Annotated in this window: 16 protein-coding genes, 1 pseudogene and 1 riboswitch; of the genes and pseudogenes, 3 read left to right on the top strand and 14 right to left on the bottom strand. The window is 45.4% G+C overall.

Going from position 1 to position 21,634, the window contains the following annotated elements; all coding sequences use genetic code 11:
• The 9 genes and pseudogenes from LX99_RS24255 to thrA all read right to left on the bottom strand — a co-directional run.
• Window positions 1-240, bottom strand: a pseudogene (locus LX99_RS24255) (IS256 family transposase); the annotation flags it as partial.
• Between the two features lie 70 nt (window positions 241-310).
• The gene (locus LX99_RS24250) at window positions 311-1,846 is read right to left on the bottom strand and encodes an IS1182 family transposase (protein ID WP_109610725.1); all 1,536 of its coding nucleotides are present in this window, start codon (window positions 1,844-1,846) and stop codon (window positions 311-313) included.
• Between the two features lie 351 nt (window positions 1,847-2,197).
• On the bottom strand, window positions 2,198-3,154 hold the full coding sequence (locus LX99_RS24245) for a methylenetetrahydrofolate reductase (protein WP_022829928.1): 957 nt from the start codon (window positions 3,152-3,154) through the stop codon (window positions 2,198-2,200).
• Between the two features lie 233 nt (window positions 3,155-3,387).
• Complete coding sequence (gene metH / locus LX99_RS24240) at window positions 3,388-7,089, bottom strand: methionine synthase (protein ID WP_109610717.1); 3,702 nt, start codon at window positions 7,087-7,089, stop codon at window positions 3,388-3,390.
• A 204-nt stretch (window positions 7,090-7,293) separates the two neighbouring features.
• Window positions 7,294-7,403: riboswitch (SAM riboswitch) on the bottom strand.
• A 134-nt stretch (window positions 7,404-7,537) separates the two neighbouring features.
• Window positions 7,538-8,269, bottom strand: a complete 732-nt coding sequence (locus tag LX99_RS24235) for a Bax inhibitor-1/YccA family protein (RefSeq protein WP_109610715.1) — start codon at window positions 8,267-8,269, stop codon at window positions 7,538-7,540.
• Window positions 8,270-8,417: 148 nt separating this feature from the next.
• On the bottom strand, window positions 8,418-8,774 hold the full coding sequence (locus tag LX99_RS24230) for a hypothetical protein (protein ID WP_109610713.1): 357 nt from the start codon (window positions 8,772-8,774) through the stop codon (window positions 8,418-8,420).
• A 147-nt stretch (window positions 8,775-8,921) separates the two neighbouring features.
• A complete protein-coding gene (thrC, locus tag LX99_RS24225) occupies window positions 8,922-10,232 on the bottom strand; it encodes a threonine synthase (protein ID WP_109610711.1) in 1,311 nt (436 codons plus the stop codon).
• 106 nt (window positions 10,233-10,338) lie between these two features.
• The gene (locus LX99_RS24220) at window positions 10,339-11,334 is read right to left on the bottom strand and encodes a homoserine kinase (RefSeq protein ID WP_109610708.1); all 996 of its coding nucleotides are present in this window, start codon (window positions 11,332-11,334) and stop codon (window positions 10,339-10,341) included.
• 86 nt (window positions 11,335-11,420) lie between these two features.
• Complete coding sequence (gene thrA, locus LX99_RS24215) at window positions 11,421-13,880, bottom strand: bifunctional aspartate kinase/homoserine dehydrogenase I (protein ID WP_109610706.1); 2,460 nt, start codon at window positions 13,878-13,880, stop codon at window positions 11,421-11,423.
• Window positions 13,881-14,296: 416 nt separating this feature from the next.
• On the opposite strand from thrA, the gene rsgA reads away from it, so the two are divergent.
• Window positions 14,297-15,217 carry a ribosome small subunit-dependent GTPase A gene (gene rsgA, locus LX99_RS24210; protein ID WP_109610703.1) on the top strand — a complete coding sequence of 307 codons (921 nt, stop codon included), beginning with the start codon at window positions 14,297-14,299 and terminating at the stop codon, window positions 15,215-15,217.
• A gap of 321 nt (window positions 15,218-15,538) precedes the next feature.
• Here the strand turns inward: rsgA and LX99_RS24205 are convergent, their stop codons facing one another.
• The 3 genes from LX99_RS24205 to LX99_RS24195 all read right to left on the bottom strand — a co-directional run bounded on the left by LX99_RS24205 (window position 15,539) and on the right by LX99_RS24195 (window position 19,151).
• Window positions 15,539-16,723 carry a serine hydrolase domain-containing protein gene (locus LX99_RS24205; protein WP_022832680.1) on the bottom strand — a complete coding sequence of 395 codons (1,185 nt, stop codon included), beginning with the start codon at window positions 16,721-16,723 and terminating at the stop codon, window positions 15,539-15,541.
• A gap of 28 nt (window positions 16,724-16,751) precedes the next feature.
• Window positions 16,752-17,846: a DUF5700 domain-containing putative Zn-dependent protease gene (locus LX99_RS24200; protein ID WP_109610700.1), complete on the bottom strand. Its 1,095-nt coding sequence runs from the start codon at window positions 17,844-17,846 to the stop codon at window positions 16,752-16,754.
• A gap of 66 nt (window positions 17,847-17,912) precedes the next feature.
• Window positions 17,913-19,151: a cystathionine gamma-synthase family protein gene (locus tag LX99_RS24195; RefSeq protein ID WP_109610697.1), complete on the bottom strand. Its 1,239-nt coding sequence runs from the start codon at window positions 19,149-19,151 to the stop codon at window positions 17,913-17,915.
• A 321-nt stretch (window positions 19,152-19,472) separates the two neighbouring features.
• Here LX99_RS24195 and dtd point away from each other — a divergent pair, with 321 nt between their 5' ends.
• The gene (gene dtd / locus LX99_RS24190) at window positions 19,473-19,931 is read left to right on the top strand and encodes a D-aminoacyl-tRNA deacylase (RefSeq protein ID WP_109610695.1); all 459 of its coding nucleotides are present in this window, start codon (window positions 19,473-19,475) and stop codon (window positions 19,929-19,931) included.
• A 278-nt stretch (window positions 19,932-20,209) separates the two neighbouring features.
• Window positions 20,210-20,581, top strand: coding sequence for a GxxExxY protein (locus LX99_RS24185; protein WP_109610692.1), 372 nt, complete (start codon window positions 20,210-20,212; stop codon window positions 20,579-20,581).
• 180 nt (window positions 20,582-20,761) lie between these two features.
• Here the strand turns inward: LX99_RS24185 and LX99_RS24180 are convergent, their stop codons facing one another.
• Entirely contained in the window at window positions 20,762-21,034 is a 273-nt protein-coding gene (locus tag LX99_RS24180; protein ID WP_109610690.1) for a hypothetical protein, read from the bottom strand.
• 3 nt (window positions 21,035-21,037) lie between these two features.
• A complete protein-coding gene (locus tag LX99_RS24175) occupies window positions 21,038-21,613 on the bottom strand; it encodes a sigma-70 family RNA polymerase sigma factor (RefSeq protein ID WP_109610688.1) in 576 nt (191 codons plus the stop codon).
• Between the last annotated feature and the right edge of the window lie 21 nt (window positions 21,614-21,634).

The following is a 21,634-nucleotide window of genomic DNA, read 5'->3' as shown; positions in this document are numbered from 1 at the left end:
ACCCGACTGCACACTCCGCACTTTCTTGCTCGTTTTGCCGTTTCGCCGGTTGGCAAGCCCGGATGCCTTGCTTGCTTCCAGGTGGTTCTCCTGTTCTCCTTCAAGCATCGCTTCCAGCAAATGCTTTAGCATCGGTGCGAATAATCCATCTGTGCCCCCCATCTTTTTTCCTTCGTAAAGACCCTGGATGGCTTCCGCCTTAAATTGCTCAAAATCGAACCCTTCTTTCTTTTCTTTCATCTTTCGGTGTTGCTAAGTTAATACTTCTGTTATTCCTTAGCTGACACAGTTTAATTTACACCCTCGCTTTTTAAGCTGCTTTTTTTCTTAGATTTTGGGCAATTGTAACCAAACCCCATTCTAACTCCACTTTTTCTTCACCACGGAGCATAAACCTTTTGAACCCGTGGTTTTGTTTGATATTCCCAAAAGTTGGTTCTACATCGAAACAGCGCTTCTTTCGCCGTTCTATGCCTTCTTCACTGGTTAACAGTGTATGTGCTTTTTGCTTTAGCCGGTTTAAGTTTTCATTAATCTCAATGATCCGGTTTCCTTTCGATTTATGGCAGGCACCGTTCAGCGGACAATTAGCGCAGTTCCTTGCCTGGTATCGTTTTAAAGTCTGTTCAAAACCGGTACTTGTTTCCCGTGTCCCTGTCCCGATATAATCCATCGGCTGGCCCATCGGGCAGATATAGCAGTCTTTTTCCTGGTTATAGAAAAGCTTATTTGCCGCAAATGGGTGCTTGGTGTTATGGGTTTCATTTTGCTCTTTGTCAAACATGCCATACTTTACAAAAGCGGTCGTTTGCTTTTGTTCAAGCAGCATGTAGTTTTCTTCTGATCCGTACCCGGCATCCGCAATAAGCACTTGTGGCGCTTTGCCAAAGCTGGCTTCGTGCTGAGCTAAATGGGCGCTTAATGTATTGGTATCTGTTGGGTTTGAATGGATGGTGTAATTGACGATGAACTGATTAGAGGTGGATATCTGCACATTATAACCAGGTTTTAACTGTCCGTTTTTCATGTGGTCTTCTTTCATACGCATGAAAGTTGCATCCGGATCTGTTTTGCTGTAACTGTTTCTCTCTTTCAGGATAGCCTCCTGCTGCTCATATTTAACGATGTTTAACGGGTAGTGTTTAGTTACATACTTTAGCTTTGCTTTTACTTTTTTATCGATCCCTTCTTTACCGGCAAGCTTTTCATTTAATAACTCTACGGTAGCGTTTACTTTGCTGCTGTCGATTGTGGTAAAGTCCGGCTGTTCAGGCATCTTATCTTCATCGGACGCAACCTTTTGGGCATATTGCCAGATCTCATCAAGTTGCTTTCCCATCTTTTCCTTATTCGTTGCGATCGCTTTTTTCCATACGAAAGTATACTTGTTTGCATTGGCTTCGATCTTAGTACCATCGGTATTAACTTCCTCGATACTTAGTAAACCTTCCTCTGCCAACAGTTTAACCACATCTTCAAATACACTGCGGAGTGCGTTTTTCAAGCGTACTCCCCTGAAACGATTGATCGTATTATGATCCGGATAGCTCATTGAGCTTAGCCACATCAGGTAAACGCTTTCTTTACAGGCGGCAGCCAGCTTACGACTGGAATAAGTATTGGTGACATAGCCGTAAACAAGTACTTTAAGCAACATCTGAGGGTGGTAACTCGAACTGCCCCTGATTTTATAAGCTTTTAATAACGGTTCGATATTGAGCTTGTTAATTACCTCATTTACAACACGGACTGGGTGGGTAGCTGGTATCAACTCTTCCAATGAAGGGGGAAGTGCAAGGATCTGCTGCTGGTTGTAGGGCTTAAAAACGGGTAGCTTTATTGCCATTTCTCATCTTTTTATACATTAAATATATGAAAATCAGATGATTAAACAAAATATCATTAGACTATTCTTCGTCTTTTTTATCAAAATAAAAGAGGCTGTACCATGATTTATGATACAGCCTCTTTGCTGTTTACAAGATATTTTCTTAGTCTTAATTCCAGGGAACAAAGCACTCCCGATCTGTAAGGTGAGCACGTAAGTAAATAGTTAGAGCAGCTACTTTTAAAAATAGCCGCCCTAAACAGGCTAACATTAAGCCGCCTAAGACCCAAATGTAAATAAATAATGTAGATTATTTGTTTATCAACACAGAATCTCGCAATGACGATTGGAGAGAAGTATTGTTGGTTACTAAAATATCGCCTCAGCAATTCGCTTAGTCGGCCCGGCATTACTCATGGTATAAAAATGCAGTACCGGCGCGCCAAATGCCATCAGCTCTTTACACTGGTTAATCATCCACTCAATACCCACTTCTTTAACCGCCTTTTCATTGGCGCAGGCATGGATGGCATCGCTCAGATCTTCGGGGATATCGATATGGAACGTTTTTGAGAGGGTAACTAATTGTTTAGATGTGGTGATCGGCTTCAGTCCGGGGATGATAGGCACATTAATACCATTGGCACGACAACCGTTCACAAACTCCTTGTATTTATCAATATCAAAAAACATTTGGGTTACAATAAACTGCGCCCCCATATCAATCTTCTGTTTCAGGTATTTGAAATCTGTTTTGAGGTTCGGGGCTTCAAAATGTTTTTCGGGGTAACCGGCCACGCCGATGCAGAAGTTGGTTTTGGCCGTATTGCCATGATCTTCGTGCAGGTAAATGCCGTTGTTGAGGTTTACTACCTGTTGCAATAACTCGGTGGCGTAGCAATGGCCGTTAGGTGTCGGCACAAATGATGAATCGCCAAGGCGGGCATCGCCACGCAATACCAGCACGTTCTCGATACCTAAAAACTCCAGCTCGATGAGGGCGTTCTCGGTTTCATCTTTAGTAAAGCCACCGCAAAGCAGGTGGGGCACGGTATCAACCTTATACTTGTTCATGATAGCCGCGCAGATGGCGATTGTACCCGGGCGTTTTCGGTAGGATAGTTTTTCGAGCAGGCCGCTTGGGTGCTGTTTATAAATAAAATCCTCGCGCAGGGTGGTAACATCAATAAACGGAGGTTTAAACTCCATCAACGGATCGATAGCATCATAAATGCCCTGGATGCTCTGGCCTTTTAAAGGCGGTATCAATTCGAACGAAAAAAGTGTTTTGCCGTTTGCGTTGGCTATGTGTTCAGGTATTTTCATTTGCCCCCTAACCCCCTAAAGGGGGAATTTTTATTTAAGTTTTATAATTTACTTTCAACGCAGCCGCTCGGCTCCAACCGAGTGGCAATTATTCCAAGGCCTCTGGCCAGCTACTCCAACTTCGGCGGCCAGAGGCCGCTTAATAGTAGCCACTCGGCTGGAGCCGAGCGGCGGCGGAGTTTTTTAGTATTATTAATTTTCATCCTTCCCTCCCCCTTTAGGGGGCCGGGGGGCTAATAATTAATATTCGGCCCCAACCACTTCTCCACTTCCTCCAGAGGCATTTGCTTACGCTTGGCGTAATCCTCTACCTGGTCCTTACTGATCTTACCCAAACCAAAATACCTTGCCTGCGGGTGCGCGAAGTAGAAACCGCTTACCGATGCGGCAGGCAGCATGGCCAGGCTTTCGGTTAGTTGCATGTTGGCGTTATCTTCAGCTTTAAGCAACTCAAATAACGTGGTTTTTTCGGTATGATCAGGACAGGCCGGATAGCCCGGTGCCGGGCGGATGCCCTGGTATTCTTCTTTAATGAGATCAGCATTGCTCAAATGCTCGTTTTTAGCATAGCCCCAGTATTCTTTTCGTACAAGCTCGTGCATTTTTTCGGCGAAAGCTTCAGCAAGGCGGTCGGCGAGCGCTTTGGCCATGATGCTGTTGTAATCGTCGTGGTCGCGTTCAAATTCGGCTACCAGTTCGTCGCAGCCCAAACCGGTTGTTACCGCGAAGCCGCCGAAATAATCGGGAACGCCGCTTTCTTTGGGCGCGATGAAATCTGCCAGCGCGTAGTAAGGATCATTCTTTACCTTTTCCGCCTGTTGGCGCAGGGTGTGGATGCGGTTCAACACCGTTGTGCGGCTTTCGTCGGTGTATAGCTCAATATCGTCGCCTACGGCATTAGCCGGCCAAAAACCTATTACACCTTTAGCGGTGAATAGCTTTTCGGCAATAATACGTTTCATCAATACCTGGGCATCATCAAACAGCTTTTTAGCTTCATCGCCCACATATTTATCTTCAAATATCTTCGGATAACTGCCGCGTAACTCCCAGGTATGGAAAAACGGTGTCCAATCAATATAGGGCAGTAAATCCTCCAACGGGAAACCATCAAATACCTTAGTGCCGGTGAAAGCCGGTTTCGGCGCTACATCGCCATCCAAACTGATCTGGAATTTGCCTGCACGAGCTTCTTCGATGGTTACAAAACGCTTGTCGGATTTTTTGTTGGCATGGGCCTCACGCGCTTTGGCGTATTCATCCTTAATGCCCTGGATATAGGCATCCCGGTCTTTGCTCATCAGGCTGCTGCATACCGTAACACTGCGCGAAGCATCCAGGACGTGGATTGCCGCGCCCGAATATTGCGGCGCTATTTTTACAGCGGCGTGGATGCGTGACGTAGTAGCCCCGCCAACAATAAGCGGAATGGTGAATTTTTCACGTTCCATCTCTTTGGCAAAATGCACCATTTCATCAAGCGATGGCGTGATCAGGCCGCTAAGGCCGATGATATCTACCTTTTGCTTTTTAGCTTCTTCAATAATGCGCTGCGCCGGTACCATTACCCCAAGGTCAATCACCTCGAAGTTGTTACAGGCCAGTACCACGCCAACTATGTTTTTGCCGATGTCGTGCACGTCGCCTTTTACGGTGGCCATTAAAACTTTACCGGCATTGGCGCGCTGATCGGCATTTACATTGTTCTTTTTCTCTTCTTCGATGAAAGGCAGCAGGTAAGCCACCGCCTTTTTCATGACACGGGCTGATTTTACTACCTGCGGCAAAAACATTTTACCCGCGCCAAACAAATCGCCAACTACATTCATACCATCCATCAGCGGCCCTTCAATTACTTCCAGCGGACGGGCGTAGGCCTGGCGGGCCTCTTCCACATCGTCATCCAGGTATTCCACAATACCTTTCACCAGCGAGTGCGAAAGGCGTTCCTGAACGGTGCCTTTACGCCATTCTTCATCGCGTACTACCTCTTTGCCCTTGCTTTTGATGGTATCGGCAAATTCAACCAATCGCTCGGTAGCATCAGGGCGACGGTTCAAGAGCACATCCTCAACCAGTTCGAGCAGGTTTTTAGGAATCTCTTCATAAACCTCCAGCATCCCGGCGTTTACAATGCCCATATCCATACCGGCCTTAATGGCGTGGTAAAGGAAGGCCGAGTGCATAGCCTCGCGTACGGTGTTATTACCCCTGAAGGAGAACGAGATATTACTTACACCGCCGCTCACTTTGGCGTGCGGCAGGTTTTGTTTGATCCAGCGGGTTGCTTCAATAAAATCAACCGCGTAGTTGTTATGCTCCTCCAAACCGGTGGCCACCGTAAGGATATTGGGGTCGAAAATGATATCCTGCGGCGGGAAGCCTACTTCGTTCACCAAAATATCGTAGGATCTTTTACAGATCTCGATGCGGCGTTCCAACGAGTCGGCCTGGCCGGTCTCGTCAAAAGCCATTACCACCGTTGCCGCGCCGTAGCTTAATATTTTGCGGGCATGCTCCTTAAACTTTTCTTCGCCCTCTTTCAGGGAGATGGAGTTTACGATGCCTTTTCCCTGAATACATTTTAAGCCGGCCTCGATTACCGACCATTTCGACGAGTCGATCATGATGGGCAGCCGGGCTATATCCGGTTCGGAAGCTACCAGGTTAAGGAATTTAACCATTACGGCCTCCGAATCGATCATGCCTTCGTCCATATTAATGTCGATAACCTGGGCTCCGCCTTCAACCTGTTGCAGGGCAACGGATAAAGCGGCCTCATAGTCTTCGGCCAGTATCAATTTGGAAAACTTAGGCGAACCGGTGATATTGGTACGCTCGCCCACATTCACAAACATGCTCTCGGGGGTTATCGTAACAGCCTCCAACCCGCTCAGGCGCATATGCGGTTCAATTTGAGGGATAACGCGGGGAGGAAATAAAGCTGCCTTATTGGCTATGCACTTAATATGTTCGGGCGTGGTGCCGCAGCATCCGCCTACAATGTTTACCAGCCCGGCTTTAATAAAATCATCAACCTGGTGGGCGGTTTCGTGCGGGGTTTCGTCGTACTGGCCAAACTCGTTTGGCAAACCTGCGTTTGGATAGGCAGAGATATAAACACCCGCCTTTTCAGAAAGTTCGGCCAGGTGGGGGCGCATTTCTTTGGCGCCCAAAGCGCAGTTTAAGCCAACAGAAAGCAGGTTGGCATGGCTTATCGAGTTCCAGAAAGCCTCAACCGTTTGCCCTGAAAGCGTACGGCCCGAAGCATCGGTAATGGTGCCCGAAATCATGATGCCGCCCGAAGGACCGAAAGCAGGAAAATCCTTACCGGCAGCCTTACATTCATCTTCGTACCTTTTGATGGCGAATAGTGCAGCCTTGGCGTTCAGGGTATCAAATATGGTTTCAACCAATAACAGGTGCGAACCGCCGTCAACCAAACCCCTTACCTGGTCGTAATAGGCATCGGCCAGGTCATCAAAGGTTACGGCGCGGTAACCCGGGTCGTTAACATCGGGCGATAAGGACGCGGTACGGTTTGTGGGCCCGATGGCACCTGCCACAAAGCGTGGTTTGTCAGGGTTGCGTTGGGTATATTCGTCGGCCACTTCGCGGGCAATACGCGCGCCTTCGTAGCTTAGTTCGTAAGCAAGTTCTTCCAGCTTATAATCGGCAAGTGAAATTACCTGTGTGCTGAAGGTATTGGTTTCTATGATATCGGCACCTGCTTCAAGGTATTCGGCATGGATAGCCTTGATCACATCGGGGCGTGTAATATTCAGCAGGTCGTTATTACCCTGCAAATCTGTACCATGATCGCGGAAACGCTCGCCACGAAAATCCTTCTCCGTGAGCTGGTACCTTTGGATCATGGTACCCATCGCTCCGTCAATCACCAGGATGCGTTTCTGTAATTCTTTTCTAATGTCCATTGTTTGAGATGTGAGATATGAGATTTGAGACGTGAGATTTCAACAAATAGGATCTTGCTGAAACATCAAATCTTTTACCTCATATATCTGATAAAAAGATACTAAACAAGTAATTAGAAATGCCGAAGCTATCTCAAATCTCAAATCTAATATCTCAAATCTAAATACAGCTTATCTCGAAAAGTCGGGTGTTATCATGACTTTCGCTTATCTGTCCGGGCGCTTAATTGCTGCCTGGTAGAATGTAGCACCTTGTGAAGCACAGGTTGCTAAGACATCGCAGGGTCTAATCCCTCCGTCTTTCTCCATAAGCACCGCAAAGTTGCGCAATAAAGTTATCATTTGCAAGTGTATAACACCGGGCTTTCATCATAGCCAAACCACCGTGTTAAACAAAAAAAAGCTGCCTTTTGCAGAGGCAGCTTTTTGATTAATTTCTTTGGTGAGATTATCTTCTTCTGCCGAATAAACGGAGGATCATGAAAAACAGGTTGATCAGGGTGATATAAAGCCTAAGCGCCCCCATCAGGGCCAGCTTTTTAGAGCTTGCGTCGCCATATTCTATACCGGCGCCAATGCGTTTAAGCATTTGCATGTAATAGGCCGTTAAACCGGTAAATACAGCTATACCAATGTAGCTGATGATGTATCCCATTTGTTCGCTGTGCATAAAAAAGTTAGCCAGCGAAGCCACAAATATGCCGATGAACAGGATGTACATGATTGAACCGAAACGGGTAAGGTCCATCTGTGTGGTATAACCGGCTATCGCCATAATGCCAAATGTAACAGAGGCGGTAATAAAAACGCCCAATATTGATGCAGATGTGTAGATCAGAAATATTAAGCTTAAGCTGATACCGATTAACGTTGCATATGCCACAAAAAGCAGTACCAGTACCGGGTACGAAATGCGGTTATAGCCAAATTGCATGACCAGCGAAAAAGCCAGCGGCGAAAAAATAGCGAATAAGCCAAAGCCTGTAAAGCCACCGGTTGGTGAAACGATGAGGCTGATAAGGCCCATGTTTAAAAATAAATAAACCGTAATTGCAGAAACACCAAGCGCCACGCCCATCCAGCTGAACACCCCTGCCATAAACCTGCGTGAAGAAACTTCTGACTGATCCTGAACTTCGATAATGTTATCGTAGTTGTATTTAGATTGTTTGAATTCCATTTTATTAAAAATTATAGTACGAATATATAAATTAAACGTGAATGTAGGGTGAAGAAGCAAGAGTGTTAGATTCAAGAGTCAAGAAAGACTGACAAGCTACCACAGTAAACGGTTGCTTAAAAATAATCATGCTTTTAAAGGAGTATAATCATTTCTTCTTCGCATGAAATTCATGCACCTCCGCTTTGGTAACTACCGAATCTTTCAGAAAAACAACAAGCGTTTGGGTATAAGTTAATGTGCCTTTACTGTATTGCCTGTCAACATCATATACCATGCTATCCTTGCTGCTTAATTGTGGGCGGTGTAAAAGATGAATTACTTGCTGATATTTCAGGTTATTGAGTTGTTTACTGGCAATTAAATCCTCAACCATAGCGGGGCGATAGGCAAAAGTAAGACCATCGCCGTCATCCCATTTGTCACGGTCAAACTTTAGCTTGCGGCTGCAGGCTGTTAGGGATATGGCAGCAAGGCAAATGAATATCAGGGTTTTGTTGATCATTTTTGTTTCAAAATTGAATACATTTCACGTGATTATGAGGTGCGAAGCAATCCCGATTTGCAGGTCCGCCCTGTACGGTTCGCGATTGCTTCGTACCTTGTAATGACGCGGAAAAGAGTAATCTTTCGGCATCTAAAAATACTGAAATTAATCAACCCCTAAAAGGTAACCTTTAAAATCAGCAAAATCTTTACTAATGGAGATAGCCAGTTTTGTTTTCGATTCCAGTTCTTTCACCTGTTCGGGCACGTCAATTTTAGCAGCAACCTGTTGGCTGAAAACGTCGGGGAATTTGCATGGGTGCGCGGTTGAAAGGAACACGCCGGCGGTATCTGCCGCTGCATTGTCCTGCTGGTAATCAGTAAGGGCCTGCCATGCTATCGCGGTATGCGGACAAGCCACGTAACCATAACTGTCAAAAATCCAGTTGATGGCCTTTACGGTTTGTTCGTCATCATATTTATAACCAACAACAAGCGCTTTAATTGCTTCGGCATCGTTTTTAAACAGATCGGCAATGCGCACCCAGTTGCTGGGGTTGCCTACGTCCATCGCGTTTGATAAGGTGGCTACCGAGGGCTTTGGCTGATAAACACCGGTTTTTAAAAACTCTGGAACAGTATCATTGGCATTGGTAGCCGCGATAAATTTTTCAACAGGCAAGCCCATTTTCCAGGCTAATAAACCCGCGCCGATGTTGCCGAAGTTGCCGCTTGGCACCGAGAACACAACTTTTTTAATTCCTTGCCTTAACAACTGCGCGTAAGCGTTGAAGTAATAAAAAGTTTGCGGAACAAGCCTTGCGATATTGATGGAGTTAGCCGAGGTAAGACGGAATTTGGCGTTTAAATCTTCATCCACAAAAGCTTGCTTAACCAGCGCCTGGCAATCATCAAAAGTGCCATCAACTTCAAGCGCGCGGATGTTTTGGCCATTGGTGGTTAACTGCTGTTGCTGTACGCCGCTTACTTTGCCTTTAGGGTAAAGAATGGTTACGCGGGTGTTGGGCACGCCCAAAAAACCGAGGGCAACGGCGCCGCCCGTATCGCCGCTGGTGGCCACCAAAACGTCCAGTTGTTTTTCGCCCGGCTTGAGGAAATAACTCATTACGCGGCTCATGAAACGGGCGCCAAAATCTTTAAAAGCCAGCGACGGGCCGTGGAAAAGTTCAAGCACGTAAACATTATCCTGCAGCTTTACAATCGGTGCCGGGAAATTAATGGCATCCTCAATTAATGCCTTCAGATCATCTGTTGGGATGGAGTCACCAAGCAGGTTCTTCGCTACTTTAAACGCTATCTCCGGCAGGCTGTATTTATCCAGGTTGCTGATAAATTCATCATCCAAACGCGGGATGATGTAAGGCATATACAAGCCTTTATCCTGCGGCATGCTGTTAAATACGGCATCCTTAAAAGATACTTCGGCTGTGGTATTGTTGGTACTGTAGAGTTTCATTTTTTTTAGCCCCCTCTAAATCTCCCCCGGAAGGGGAGACTTTTGGGTAATTTAAGTTTATAATAAGTTAATAAAGCCCTCCCTACCGGGGAGGGTTGGGAGGGGCTTATAAAACCTTCGGCCCCGCGTCGTTAATGGTTGATACGTAACTGTTGGAGCCTATTTTAAGCCCGGTTAAATGCTGCTGTAGCTTTTGTGTAATAGCACGGGCGGTTGCTTCATTTTTAGTAAAAGCAAAAACGGATGGCCCTGAGCCTGAGATACCAAAGCTTACCGCGCCGAGTTCCATGGCCATTTCGCGCATTTTGTAAAAATCGGGGATAAGCATGGAGCGCACCGGCTCAACCAGCACATCCTTCATGCTGCGGCCAATCAGGTCTATGTCCTGCATAAACAAGCCGCTCACCAGGCCGGCTATATTGCCCCACTGGGTTACGGCATCCTTCATCTGGATGTTTTTGCGGATGATCTGGCGGGCTTCGCGGGTTGGTACATCTACATCAGGGAATACAATGGCGCACCACAAATCTTTAGGATGCGGTAACCTCACCACATCTAACGGCTCGTAGCTACGGATGAGCACAAAACCACCAAACAAGGCTGGGGCCACGTTATCGGCATGACCATGACCGCAGGCCATTTCTTCGCCTTTCATGGCAAAGGGAAGCAGCTTTATCGGGTCGGCATCATCGCCAAGCAGCGTTTTAATGGCAAACAACCCGGCAACCGTACTGGCCGAGCTTGAACCCAACCCGCTGCCGATAGGCATTTTTTTATGTAGTTCGATATCCAAACCGATATCGGTACGGCCAACGCTTTGCAAATAATGCTGAACGCTTACGCTCACGGTGTTCTTGGCCGGATCAAGCGGTAAGCGTCCGTCATCGCCGGTAATTTTGCTGATGGTGATTCCGGGTTTGTTGGTAATGCGCATAATTACTTCGTCGCCGGGTTCATCAACCGCGAAACCCAAAACATCAAAACCGCAAACCACGTTGGCAACGGTAGCCGGGGCGAAAACGCGGATGCTCTCGCCCCCCCTGCCCCCTGAAGGGGGAGCCAAAGGAGAGGGAGCGAATTCTTGTAACTTATTATCTTCCATATTTAAAATATCAGCGTTAGTTCCCTAATGGAGCTTAAAATATTCCTCCCCCTTTAGGGGCCGGGGGGCTAACTATTGTTCCCCATTCATGGGATTAGGGGGTTTCCCACGTTTATTAAATCAGCAAATACGCCTGCGGCGGTTACTTCGGCACCTGCGCCGGGGCCTTTTACAACCAGCGGGCGCTCACGGTACCTGTCGGTTGTGAAGGAGATGATGTTATCGCTGCCCGATAGCATGTAGAACGGATGGTTTTCATCAACCATTTGCAGGGTGATGCTTACTTTGCCATCTTCCAGTTTGCCTATGTAGCGTAAAACCTTGCCGTCTTTTTCGGCCGCGTTTTTGAGTTTGGCAAAGTGCGCGTCTTCGGTTTTAAGGGTGGCGTAAAAATCTTCAACGGTTTTAGCCTCAAGGCTGGCCTTTGGCAGTACGCTTTCAATTTCCACATCGCTTTCTTCCATGGCGTAACCTGCATCGCGGGCAAGGATGAGCATTTTGCGCATAAAATCCTTACCGCTCAAGTCGTCGCGCGGATCGGGTTCGGTGTAGCCTTTATCCTGTGCTTCCTTTACCACATCGTGGAAATTGGCATCGCCCTTAAAGTTATTAAAGATGAACGAGATGGTGCCCGATAGGATTGCCTCGATACGCTGCACCCTGTCGCCGCTGTTCATCAGATTTTTAAGTGTGTTGATGATGGGCAGGCCCGCACCTACGTTGGTTTCGTAAAAGAAGTCGACGCCATGGGCACGTGCGGTATCTTTAAAAGTGCGGTATTGGGCGTAGCTGCCCGAATTACCTATTTTATTGCAGGTAATTACCGAGATATTGGCTTTAAAAACCTCCTCGTAAAAAGCTACTGGTTTAGGACTGGCGGTGTTATCGATAAACACACAGTTAGGCAGGTTCATTTCTTTCATCCGCTCCACAAATTTGGCCAGGTCGGCTTCGTGCGGTGCATTGTCAAGGTCATGTTGCCAGGTATCCAGCGAAATACCATCGCTGTTAAAGGTCATTTTGCGGGTATTGCTGATCCCGGCAATTTTAACCTGGATGCCGTTGTTGTCTTTTAAATATTGGGTATGGGCATTTAACTGGTTAAATAAGGTTTTACCAATGTTGCCGGTGCCTAAACAAAAGGCGTGAAGGGTTTTAGTTAACTGAACAAAGAAAGCATCATGTACAGCATTCAGGGCTTTTGATAAATCATTCGCCGAGATGATCACCGAGATGTTGTATTCTGACGACCCTTGCGCGATGGCCCTCACATTAACACCGTTGCGGCCAAGCGCATGGAACAGCTTGCCCGACATGCCGGGCGTTTGCTTCATGTTTTCGCCAACGATGGCCAGGATAGCGAGGTTTTTTTCAATAACAAGATGCTCCAGCTTTTTAGCGGCCAGTTCCAGTTCAAACTCCTGCTCAATAACCTGTTTGGCCCTTTCGGTATCCTGCGGTTGAACAGCGAAAGTGATGCTATGCTCTGACGATGACTGGGTGATCAGGATCACGTTGATCTGCTCGCGGGCCAGCAGCGAGAACAACCTGCCGCTAAAACCCGATTTACCCACCATGCCGCTGCCTTCCAGGTTAAGGATGCTGATATTGTTGATAGATGAAATGCCTTTGATAGGCAGGGTAGAAGCCTTGCAATCGTGACGGATCACGGTGCCTGCAAATTCGGGCTCGAAGGTGTTTTTAATCACGATCGGGATTTTCTTCATGAAAGCCGGGATCATGGTTGGCGGGTAGATTACCTTGGCGCCGAAGTAGGATAGTTCCATGGCCTCGGTGTAGGTAAGCTCGGTTAGCGAGAACGCTTTTTTCACCATACGCGGGTCGGCTGTCATCATGCCGTTAACATCTGTCCAGATCTGGATTTCCCGGGCATTCAATGCAGCGCCAAATATAGCGGCAGTATAATCTGAACCTCCGCGACCTAACGTAGTGGTCTGCCCGGCATCGTTTGAGGCGATGAAGCCCGTAACGATCAGTGTTTTGCCTTTGTTTTCGGCATACAGGCCCTGAACCAGTCTTTCGGTAAGTTCGGTATTTACTTTGGCGTTGCCGAAGGCGCTGTCGGTTTTAATTACATCGGCGGCATCAACAAAAAGTACATCCCCGAAATGCTGGGCCGCTATTTTACTCACCATCAGCGTTGAGCAACGCTCGCCGAAAGCCAGTATCTGGTCGCGGGTTTTCGGGGTAAGTTCGCGCAGTGTGAGTACACCCTGTAAAAGCTCTTCCAGTTGGTTGAAGTGGATTTTTAAACGGGTAAGTGCCGGGTTTTGGTTTTGCACATCCAGCAGGGCTTTCACTGTATCGAAGTGGCGTTTTTCCAGTTCGGCCAATCCGGCGGTAAACTCTTTGCCGTTTGCCGCGTCTTCGGCCATGGCCGAAAGCAGGTTGGTTACACCGCCCATAGCCGACAATACCACCACCGGCTTTTCTTCATTTTTCACTTCATCCTTCAGGATGTTTAACAGGGTTTGGATACTGCTCACAGACCCAACGGAAGTACCTCCGAATTTTAAAACTTTCATTTATGGTTTAGTAATCGTTCTATAACAAAAAAACCTTCCTCTTTGCGGAGGAAGGTTTTTCTTTTGGTTTTCATTTTATGTTTTTACACCATACGATTATCTTCCTCCGAGGTTTATACCGGTGGTAATAATAATTGTAGAAATGGTGTTGTTAACTGTCATATATAATGCAGGTAAAGTAAGTAGATTATTTTCTGATTTGCAAGGATTATTTTAATTTATTCACGAATAGTTGCATGATGTCAAAAAATTTATGCGAATTACACGAATTGATTTCTTAACGAATGCTAATTTGAATTCGTTGATCGGTGCAAATTAGTGCAGAAGTAATCAGGACAATATAAAAGCCATTCGTGAAATTCGTCATTATTCCAAAAAATTAGTGTAAAAAATTAATTTGCTACTTTTGATGCCTGATGCAGGGACTCATAACAAAATCAACCGGAAGCTGGTACCAGGTACAAACACCCGATGGGCAAAAAATAGATTGCCGCATCAAGGGTAAGTTTCGTATTAAGGGTATTACCACCACCAATCCCATAGCCGTTGGCGATATTGTTGATTTTGAAATGGAACCCGAGCGCGGCGAAGGGGTGATTACCAACCTGCATCAGCGTAAAAACTATATCATCCGTAAATCCATCAACCTGAGCAAACAGGCGCAGATCATTGCAGCCAACCTTGATCAGGCCATATTGGTAGTTACTTTAGCCTCTCCCCGTACCTCGCTTGGTTTTATTGATCGTTTTCTGGTTACAGCCGAGGCTTATGACATTCCGGCACGGCTGGTATTCAATAAGCTCGACCTGTTTAGCAATGAGGGCCTGGAAATTTTGGCTGATTACAAAGCCATCTACGAAGAGATCGGCTATCCCTGCTATGAGGTTTCGGCCCTGCAGGGTACCAATATCAGCCTGGTACAGGATCTGCTTAAAGATAAAGTAACTCTTTTTTCGGGCCACTCGGGCGTAGGCAAATCAAGTATGATCAACGCCCTGCTGCCCGAACTGGCCCTGCGCACCAATAATATCTCCGACTGGAGCGATAAAGGCCAGCACACTACCACCTTTGCCGAGATGTTTGAGTTACCGCAAGGCGGTTTTATTATCGATACCCCCGGCATCCGCGAACTGGGCGTTATCGACATCGAACAACAGGAACTTGGCCATTTCTTCCCCGAAATGCGCGAACGCATGAACCAGTGCCGCTTTAACAATTGCCGCCATATTAACGAGCCGGGCTGTGCCGTGCTCGACGCTTTGGAAGAGGGTGAAATAGCCCCGTCGCGTTATGATAGCTATTTGAGCATTTATAACGGTAACGATACAAGAGCATAGGGGCGAGAGGCAAGACTTTTAGAGGCAGGAGACAAGGGAAACGCGACCTTGTGCGATTCCGTACTATTGTAGCTCCCATATATACAAAGCTTTTTGGCGTTGCGCCATGGGCGCTACCTGTTTGTAGAATTCGAGATAAAGAAAGTGAAAATACGCCGTAGGTGCTACCCCAATATGCATTTGAACCTAAATGCAAGGAGGTAGCCTCTACGAGGCAAACAATTATTACGTTAATCTTACTAAAAACAGGTATCCCCTACGGGGAATTAGAAAACCAAAAAGATGAGAGCCTATTATAACCCAAAGAGGGAATGATAAAGCTTACTGTTTCTCCGCTTCTTTCACCAACACATCAACAATAGCCTGTTTATTCGGTAAATACTTATTGGTAAAAAACAGCCCTCCTTTACCGGTAGCCGGGTTAAAAAATAAAAAAGTCCCCACGCCCGGATCATCGCCATCGTGCCCGATAGTACCATTGGTATACAAGTTCCAGAAGATGCCTTTATTGCGGTAGGTTAAATTGATGTTTTTAGGTGGATGCTCCTTGCTGAACTGCGGGGTAAACATCGCCCGGTATGATGCTTCGGTCAGCAGTTTTTTATCGTGCCTGCTGATGGCAATTAAGTACTTACTCAAATCTTCGGGCGATGTTTTCAGGCCGCCATCGGGATAGGTAACCAGGTCGTATAGCGGGAAGCGATTGGTTTGATCCAGGTATAGCACGGCATGTTTTTTCAGATCGATATCCTGCACATGCCATCCGGAGTGGTTCATATGCAATGGTTTCAGGATATACTTTTGGGTAAACTCAGCATAAGTTAAGCCTGATTTGATCTCGATCAGGTAAGCCGCCAATGCCGACCCGGTATTGCTGTAGGATGATACGCCGCCCGCCGGGCCTTCGCCAAAATTTGCTTTGCTGTAATATTGACCTTGCGGCGACAGGTAGTTGTAAAAGAACTGAGCAAGCGAAGTATCTCTTAACTTATCGCCATAGCCCATCTGATTCAGCGTGCTTACCGAAACGCTATCATAAGCACGCAGTTTAGGGTAAAAATGATAGCAGTAATGATAAATCTTCGGGTTGTCAATAATGCCCGATGTATGGTTGGTTAGCTGCCTGATGGTAATTTTCCCGTCAGGATCATTTGGGTTTGTTACCTTGAATGGCAGCACATCATTAATATCGGTCTCTAAAGTAAAGTACTTAAGTTCTATAGCTTTCATTAAAGCAACGGCAATAAAAGTTTTACTTACTGAGCCAATGTTTTGAATATTGCCTGCCGAATAGGGTGTTTTATCGGCCACATCGGCATAACCAAAGCCATGCGAGTAGGTTGTTTTATTTCCATTGGTCATGATCACGTACATGCCGGGAAGGCTATCCGCTGTAAAAACTGTTTTAAGCTTAATGTTAAGCGAATCTGGTTGGGTTTGTGCTTTACAGACGCTGGCTAACGCGATAGCGAGGTAAATGGTTAGGTGTAATTTATAGTTTTTCATCTGTACCTATTATACAACGCGTTTCATATTAACCCCTACGCGGCCAATATAATTTTTCAAGGTTGCGGCAACAGGCAATTGCTTTATCAGATATTACCGGCGGATGCTGTTTGTCTTTTTTAGCAGCCTTATTATACAGGTAGATAAAGTAGAACGGGTTTTGAATGTTGTTTATCAAATCGCTTTTAAATCCATTTCGCACAATGATATCGGCCATAAAATAACCAGGATCATGACCGCTGGAATAATTGATAAGCTTACGCGCCTGTTTAACGGTCATGAATTTAGCCTCTTTAGTATCGGCAAGCGCCTGCATAGCTGTATCAATTTGTTTAATGATGCTGTCCGGATGATTAAGCAGCATGTCATCAAAATGGAATTCGGTTGGTATTTTATCAAGGTTGCTTAGTTGCGTTTTTTTATCAACCATATCGGCTGTACCTTCGTTTAATATATTGCTTAGCAGATATAACAGGGCTTCATGTGCTGGTTTTACCACGCCAAAATCACCCCCTTTGCGTAAAACATGATGTAATTCGTGTCCGCCTAAAATACCATAGCGCAGTTTATCATCATTAAAGGCCGACCACGTGGTAAAAACAATAGTGTCGCCCTGAACAATAGCGTCATTGTCAATACCTATAAAAAAAATACTGGTTGAAGGGCTTTTGGTTTGCAGGCGTTTAGGCAACCACGCCCAGGCCTGTTTATACATGCTATCAAGGTAAGCAGGCTTTTTCAGGCCTTGCGCATAAGTTTTCAGTGCCGCTTCATTGATTTTATATTGGTTGGCCTTGTAAACTATCCAGTTATCAAATGGGTGTTCCATCATTTTTTTAAGCCTATCGGCATTTTGGGGCATATAGGCGGTTTGCAACGCTTTACGATAAGTTTCTAAGAAACGCGGACTGAAAGCCTGGTTGGCCACGTATTGCTTGTTCCCCGGAAGCTGTAAAAAGGCCTGCCATTTTTCACACGCCAGGGTATCGCCTTTTTTAAGCTGATCGACTAATTGCCAGTAAGCGTCGAGCGCATCCGTGTTGATTTGCTGGGCTTGTGATTTGATTTGAACAAGAAAGAGGGTTATGAGAGCAAAAATCGATTTCAGGAATAGGTTTTTCATAAAAAAATTTCATTAAAAAGCAGAAAACATAAAGCCCCTAAATTTAGGGGCTTTATGCTAAAATATCTAATCGTTTAAGGCTGTTTTGAAATCCTCCAACAGATCGTCGAGGTCTTCAATGCCAACTGATAGGCGGATCATACTTTCGGGTATGCCCATTTCGGCGCGGCGCTCGGCGCCAAGTTCAAAGAAGATGGTTTGCGCAACCGGGATGGCCAGGGTACGCGTATCGCCAAGATTGCTTGATTTTACCACCAGTTTCAGCTTATTTAAAAAGGCGAGGCAATCAAGGCTTTCGTCAAGCTCGATGCTCATTAAGCCGCCGTAACGGGCAAACAGTTCGCCGGCCAGCGCATGTTGCGGGTGCGATTCGATGCCCGGGTAAAATACCTTTTTCACCTTAGGGTGATCGTTAAAAAATTTAGCCAGGGCTAAAGCGTTGCTGCAGGCACGGTCGAGGCGTAAAGCCAGGGTTTCGGCACCTACCGAAATACTGTGTGCCGCCTCGGGCGATAAGGTGCCGCCCGCGTCACGCAGGCCTTTCTTGCGGATCTGCGTCATGCCCAATGCCTCGGGCTTAACGGTAGCTTTAAAGCCGGGGAAAATATTAGGATAGTTAGCCCAGTTAAACAGACCGGTATTGGTTACCGCGCCGCCTAAAGCATTACCGTGGCCGCCAATGTATTTGGTTAAGGAGTTAACTACCAGGCTCGCTTTTACGTTAATAGGGTTAAACAGGTATGGCGAGGTCATGGTATTGTCTACCACGTATATAATGCCTTTTTCTTCGCACAGGTTACCAATATTTTTTAAATCGGCTATCTGGGTGGCCGGGTTGGCTACGGTTTCAACAAACACCATGCGGGTATTATCTTTAAGGGCCGCGCGCACGTTTTCAACATCCGTGGCATCAACAAAATCAATGCTGATCCCCATATCTATAAACGTTTGGAAAATGCTGCGGCTGTTGCCAAACAAAAATGAGCTGGCTACGATATGATCGGTGCCTTTTATCAGGGCCATTACCGTGGCCGAAATAGCCGCCATACCGGTTGAAAAAGCGATACTGGCCATGCCCTTTTCCATTTGTGTTACCTTTTGCTCAAGCGCCGTAACCGTAGGGTTACCCTGGCGCGAGTAGGCGTAACCGCTTTTTTTGTTCTGGAAAATATCAACCAGGTCCTGTACATCCTCGTGCCCGTAGGTTACCGATGTATGGATAGGTTTGTGTAACGAACCGTGCTCGGGTTTACCAAGACGGTCGGCGTGTAATATGCTGGTAGTAAAGCCTCTTTTGGTACTCATTTTTAATCCTATTAATTAGATATACATAATAGCGGTTGCGAACTTAAATAATTAAGCATTAATTATACGCATGGATTTGGTACTAATTGATATTTAGCACGAATGCCTGGCGTGGTTTTTAGAATTTGTACGAATTTATATTTGACACGAATGCTTTGTGCGGCGTAAAGAATTTATGCGAATTACACGAATTACACGAATTGACTTTTGAGCCAACGTTCTTCATGGAGCAGCAATTTGATCGAATTCCGCGAATTGTATGATGATTAGTGAAATTCGACTAAATTGTGACCGATAACAAAAGCAATTCGTGTAAAACATATGAGAGCTGTATTACAACGCGTTACCCAGGCAAGCTGTACTGTTGACGGCAAAATAACCGGCGAAATTGGCAATGGATTTTTAGTGCTGTTAGGCATTGAAGATGCCGATACCACCGAAGATCTGCAATGGCTGGCTAATAAAATTGCCGGTATGCGTGTTTTTGGCGATGACAACGGCCTCATGAACAAGGCCCTTGCTGATATTGATGGCGGCATTTTGCTGATCTCGCAATTCACGCTTTTCGCCCAAACTAAAAAGGGAAACCGGCCATCGTTTCTACGCGCCGCCAAACCCGATAAAGCGATCCCGATGTACGAGCAGATGATCGCCGCCCTTGAAGCGATCATTGGTAAAAAGGTAGCTACAGGAATTTTTGGCGCGGACATGAAGATCAGTTTATTGAACGACGGCCCTGTAACTATTATGATGGATACAAAGGATAGGGATAACCATTGACGCGTTAGAAATTTCAGCACGGATTTTTTGCGAATCAAGGAATTTGCTTTCTATATGATAATTAGTGCAATTCGAATAATTGTGTACGATGTGCAAATCATTTGTGTAAAAATTTCTCTTGCAATTACATGATAGGAATTTCTACACGAATTTTTACGAATTAGCGAATTACACGAATTTGCCTTTACTTCATAAATTTATGTAATTCGGATAATTGTCTACGATGTGCCGATGATTCGTGTGGAAATTTCTAAATTCGATAAACCTTATCAGCATATATGAATGTTTTATTTAAAGATGAATCTTTTAAGATAATAGGGGCTTGCTATGAAATCCACAATACATTAGGACACGGGTTTATTGAGGCCGTTTACAAAAATGCGCTTGAAATTGAATTTACTAAACTTGGTATCCCTTTCACGCGCGAAAAGCCCTATACAATCATTTATAAAGGAGAAGAGTTAAAGCACAATTTTTTTGCCGATTTTGTTGTGTATGACAGCATTATTCTTGAAGTAAAAACAAGCGGTAATATTATCGAGCCTCATCTAAAACAAACATTAAATTACCTGAAAGCATCGCGCCTTAAGCTTGGTATTATATTAAACTTCGGCAAACCCTCATTTGAGTTCCAAAGGGTAATAATTTAAAACACAATAGCTACTTAATAAAACGCTACACGGTTTTTTACTTCATAAATAGTGTAATTCGAATAATTGTGTACCATGAGCAAATCATTCGTGTGAAATTCCTCTTGCAATTATATGATGTGGATTTCTATACAAAATATTCAAGTTATTTGTAGAGGTAATTTATCAATTCGTGTCAACTCATTGCTTTAAACCCGCTTCAATCCTCGCCTTCAAACCTGCTTTAAAAGCTTCATCCAGCTTCAAGTCATTTTTCAACGGATCCTGGTATAATTGCTGCATCATATCATTAATCATGTGGCTTTGTTTGTTATAAAGCCTACAAAACCTGCAACCGGCCAGGTGGATATGCAGTTCAATCCCTTCGCGTAAGCTTAGCTTTTTAAACTGCTTTTTCTCGATCAATAAAGTAGCCTGCTTACAGTTATTCAGTATTTTGTTTAGATAGCTCATTATTTAATTCCAGTTTTTTTGAAGGCACGCGCGCAGGCTAACTTTAGCCCGGTGAATAATGACCCAGAAATTAGCCTGGGTAACACGCAGTTCGCTGCAAATAACAGCAGCTGCGGCATCGTCCAGGTGTTTCATGGTAAAAACAGACCTCCATAGGTGGGGCAGTTTGGCAAGACACATTTGCAAAATGCCGTTAAACTCCTTTTTTAATAAAACATCCTGCCCATCTATAGTAGCTATTGGTTGCGGCGCGTACTTCGCTTTCCAGTGGCCGGTGTCTTCGTCAAAAAAATCGTCTGTCTCCTGTTCGGCCTCGTAAGCACTGTTAACAGTCAGCCCGGATGCCCTTTTACGGTAAACATCAATAATTTTATTTTTGAGGATAGCGGTAAGCCAGGTTCGTTCAGTGCTTTTGCCCTCAAATTTGTCAACCTTTTCAAGGGCTGCCAAAAAAGTTTCCTGCACCAGGTCTTTCGCGGTATCCTCGTTATTAATGCGCATCATGGCGTACAGGTACAGGTAGTCGGCATATTGACTTACCCATTGATGCGGGTTTAATACATTACTTTCGGTTATCATGAATGAGGATACAAAAACAAT

Origin of the sequence: Mucilaginibacter oryzae, assembly GCF_003148845.1 — a bacterium.
Taxonomy (GTDB): domain Bacteria; phylum Bacteroidota; class Bacteroidia; order Sphingobacteriales; family Sphingobacteriaceae; genus Mucilaginibacter; species Mucilaginibacter oryzae.
Note: the sequence above shows the minus strand (reverse complement) of the source record. Positions and strands in the feature narration are given on the sequence as shown.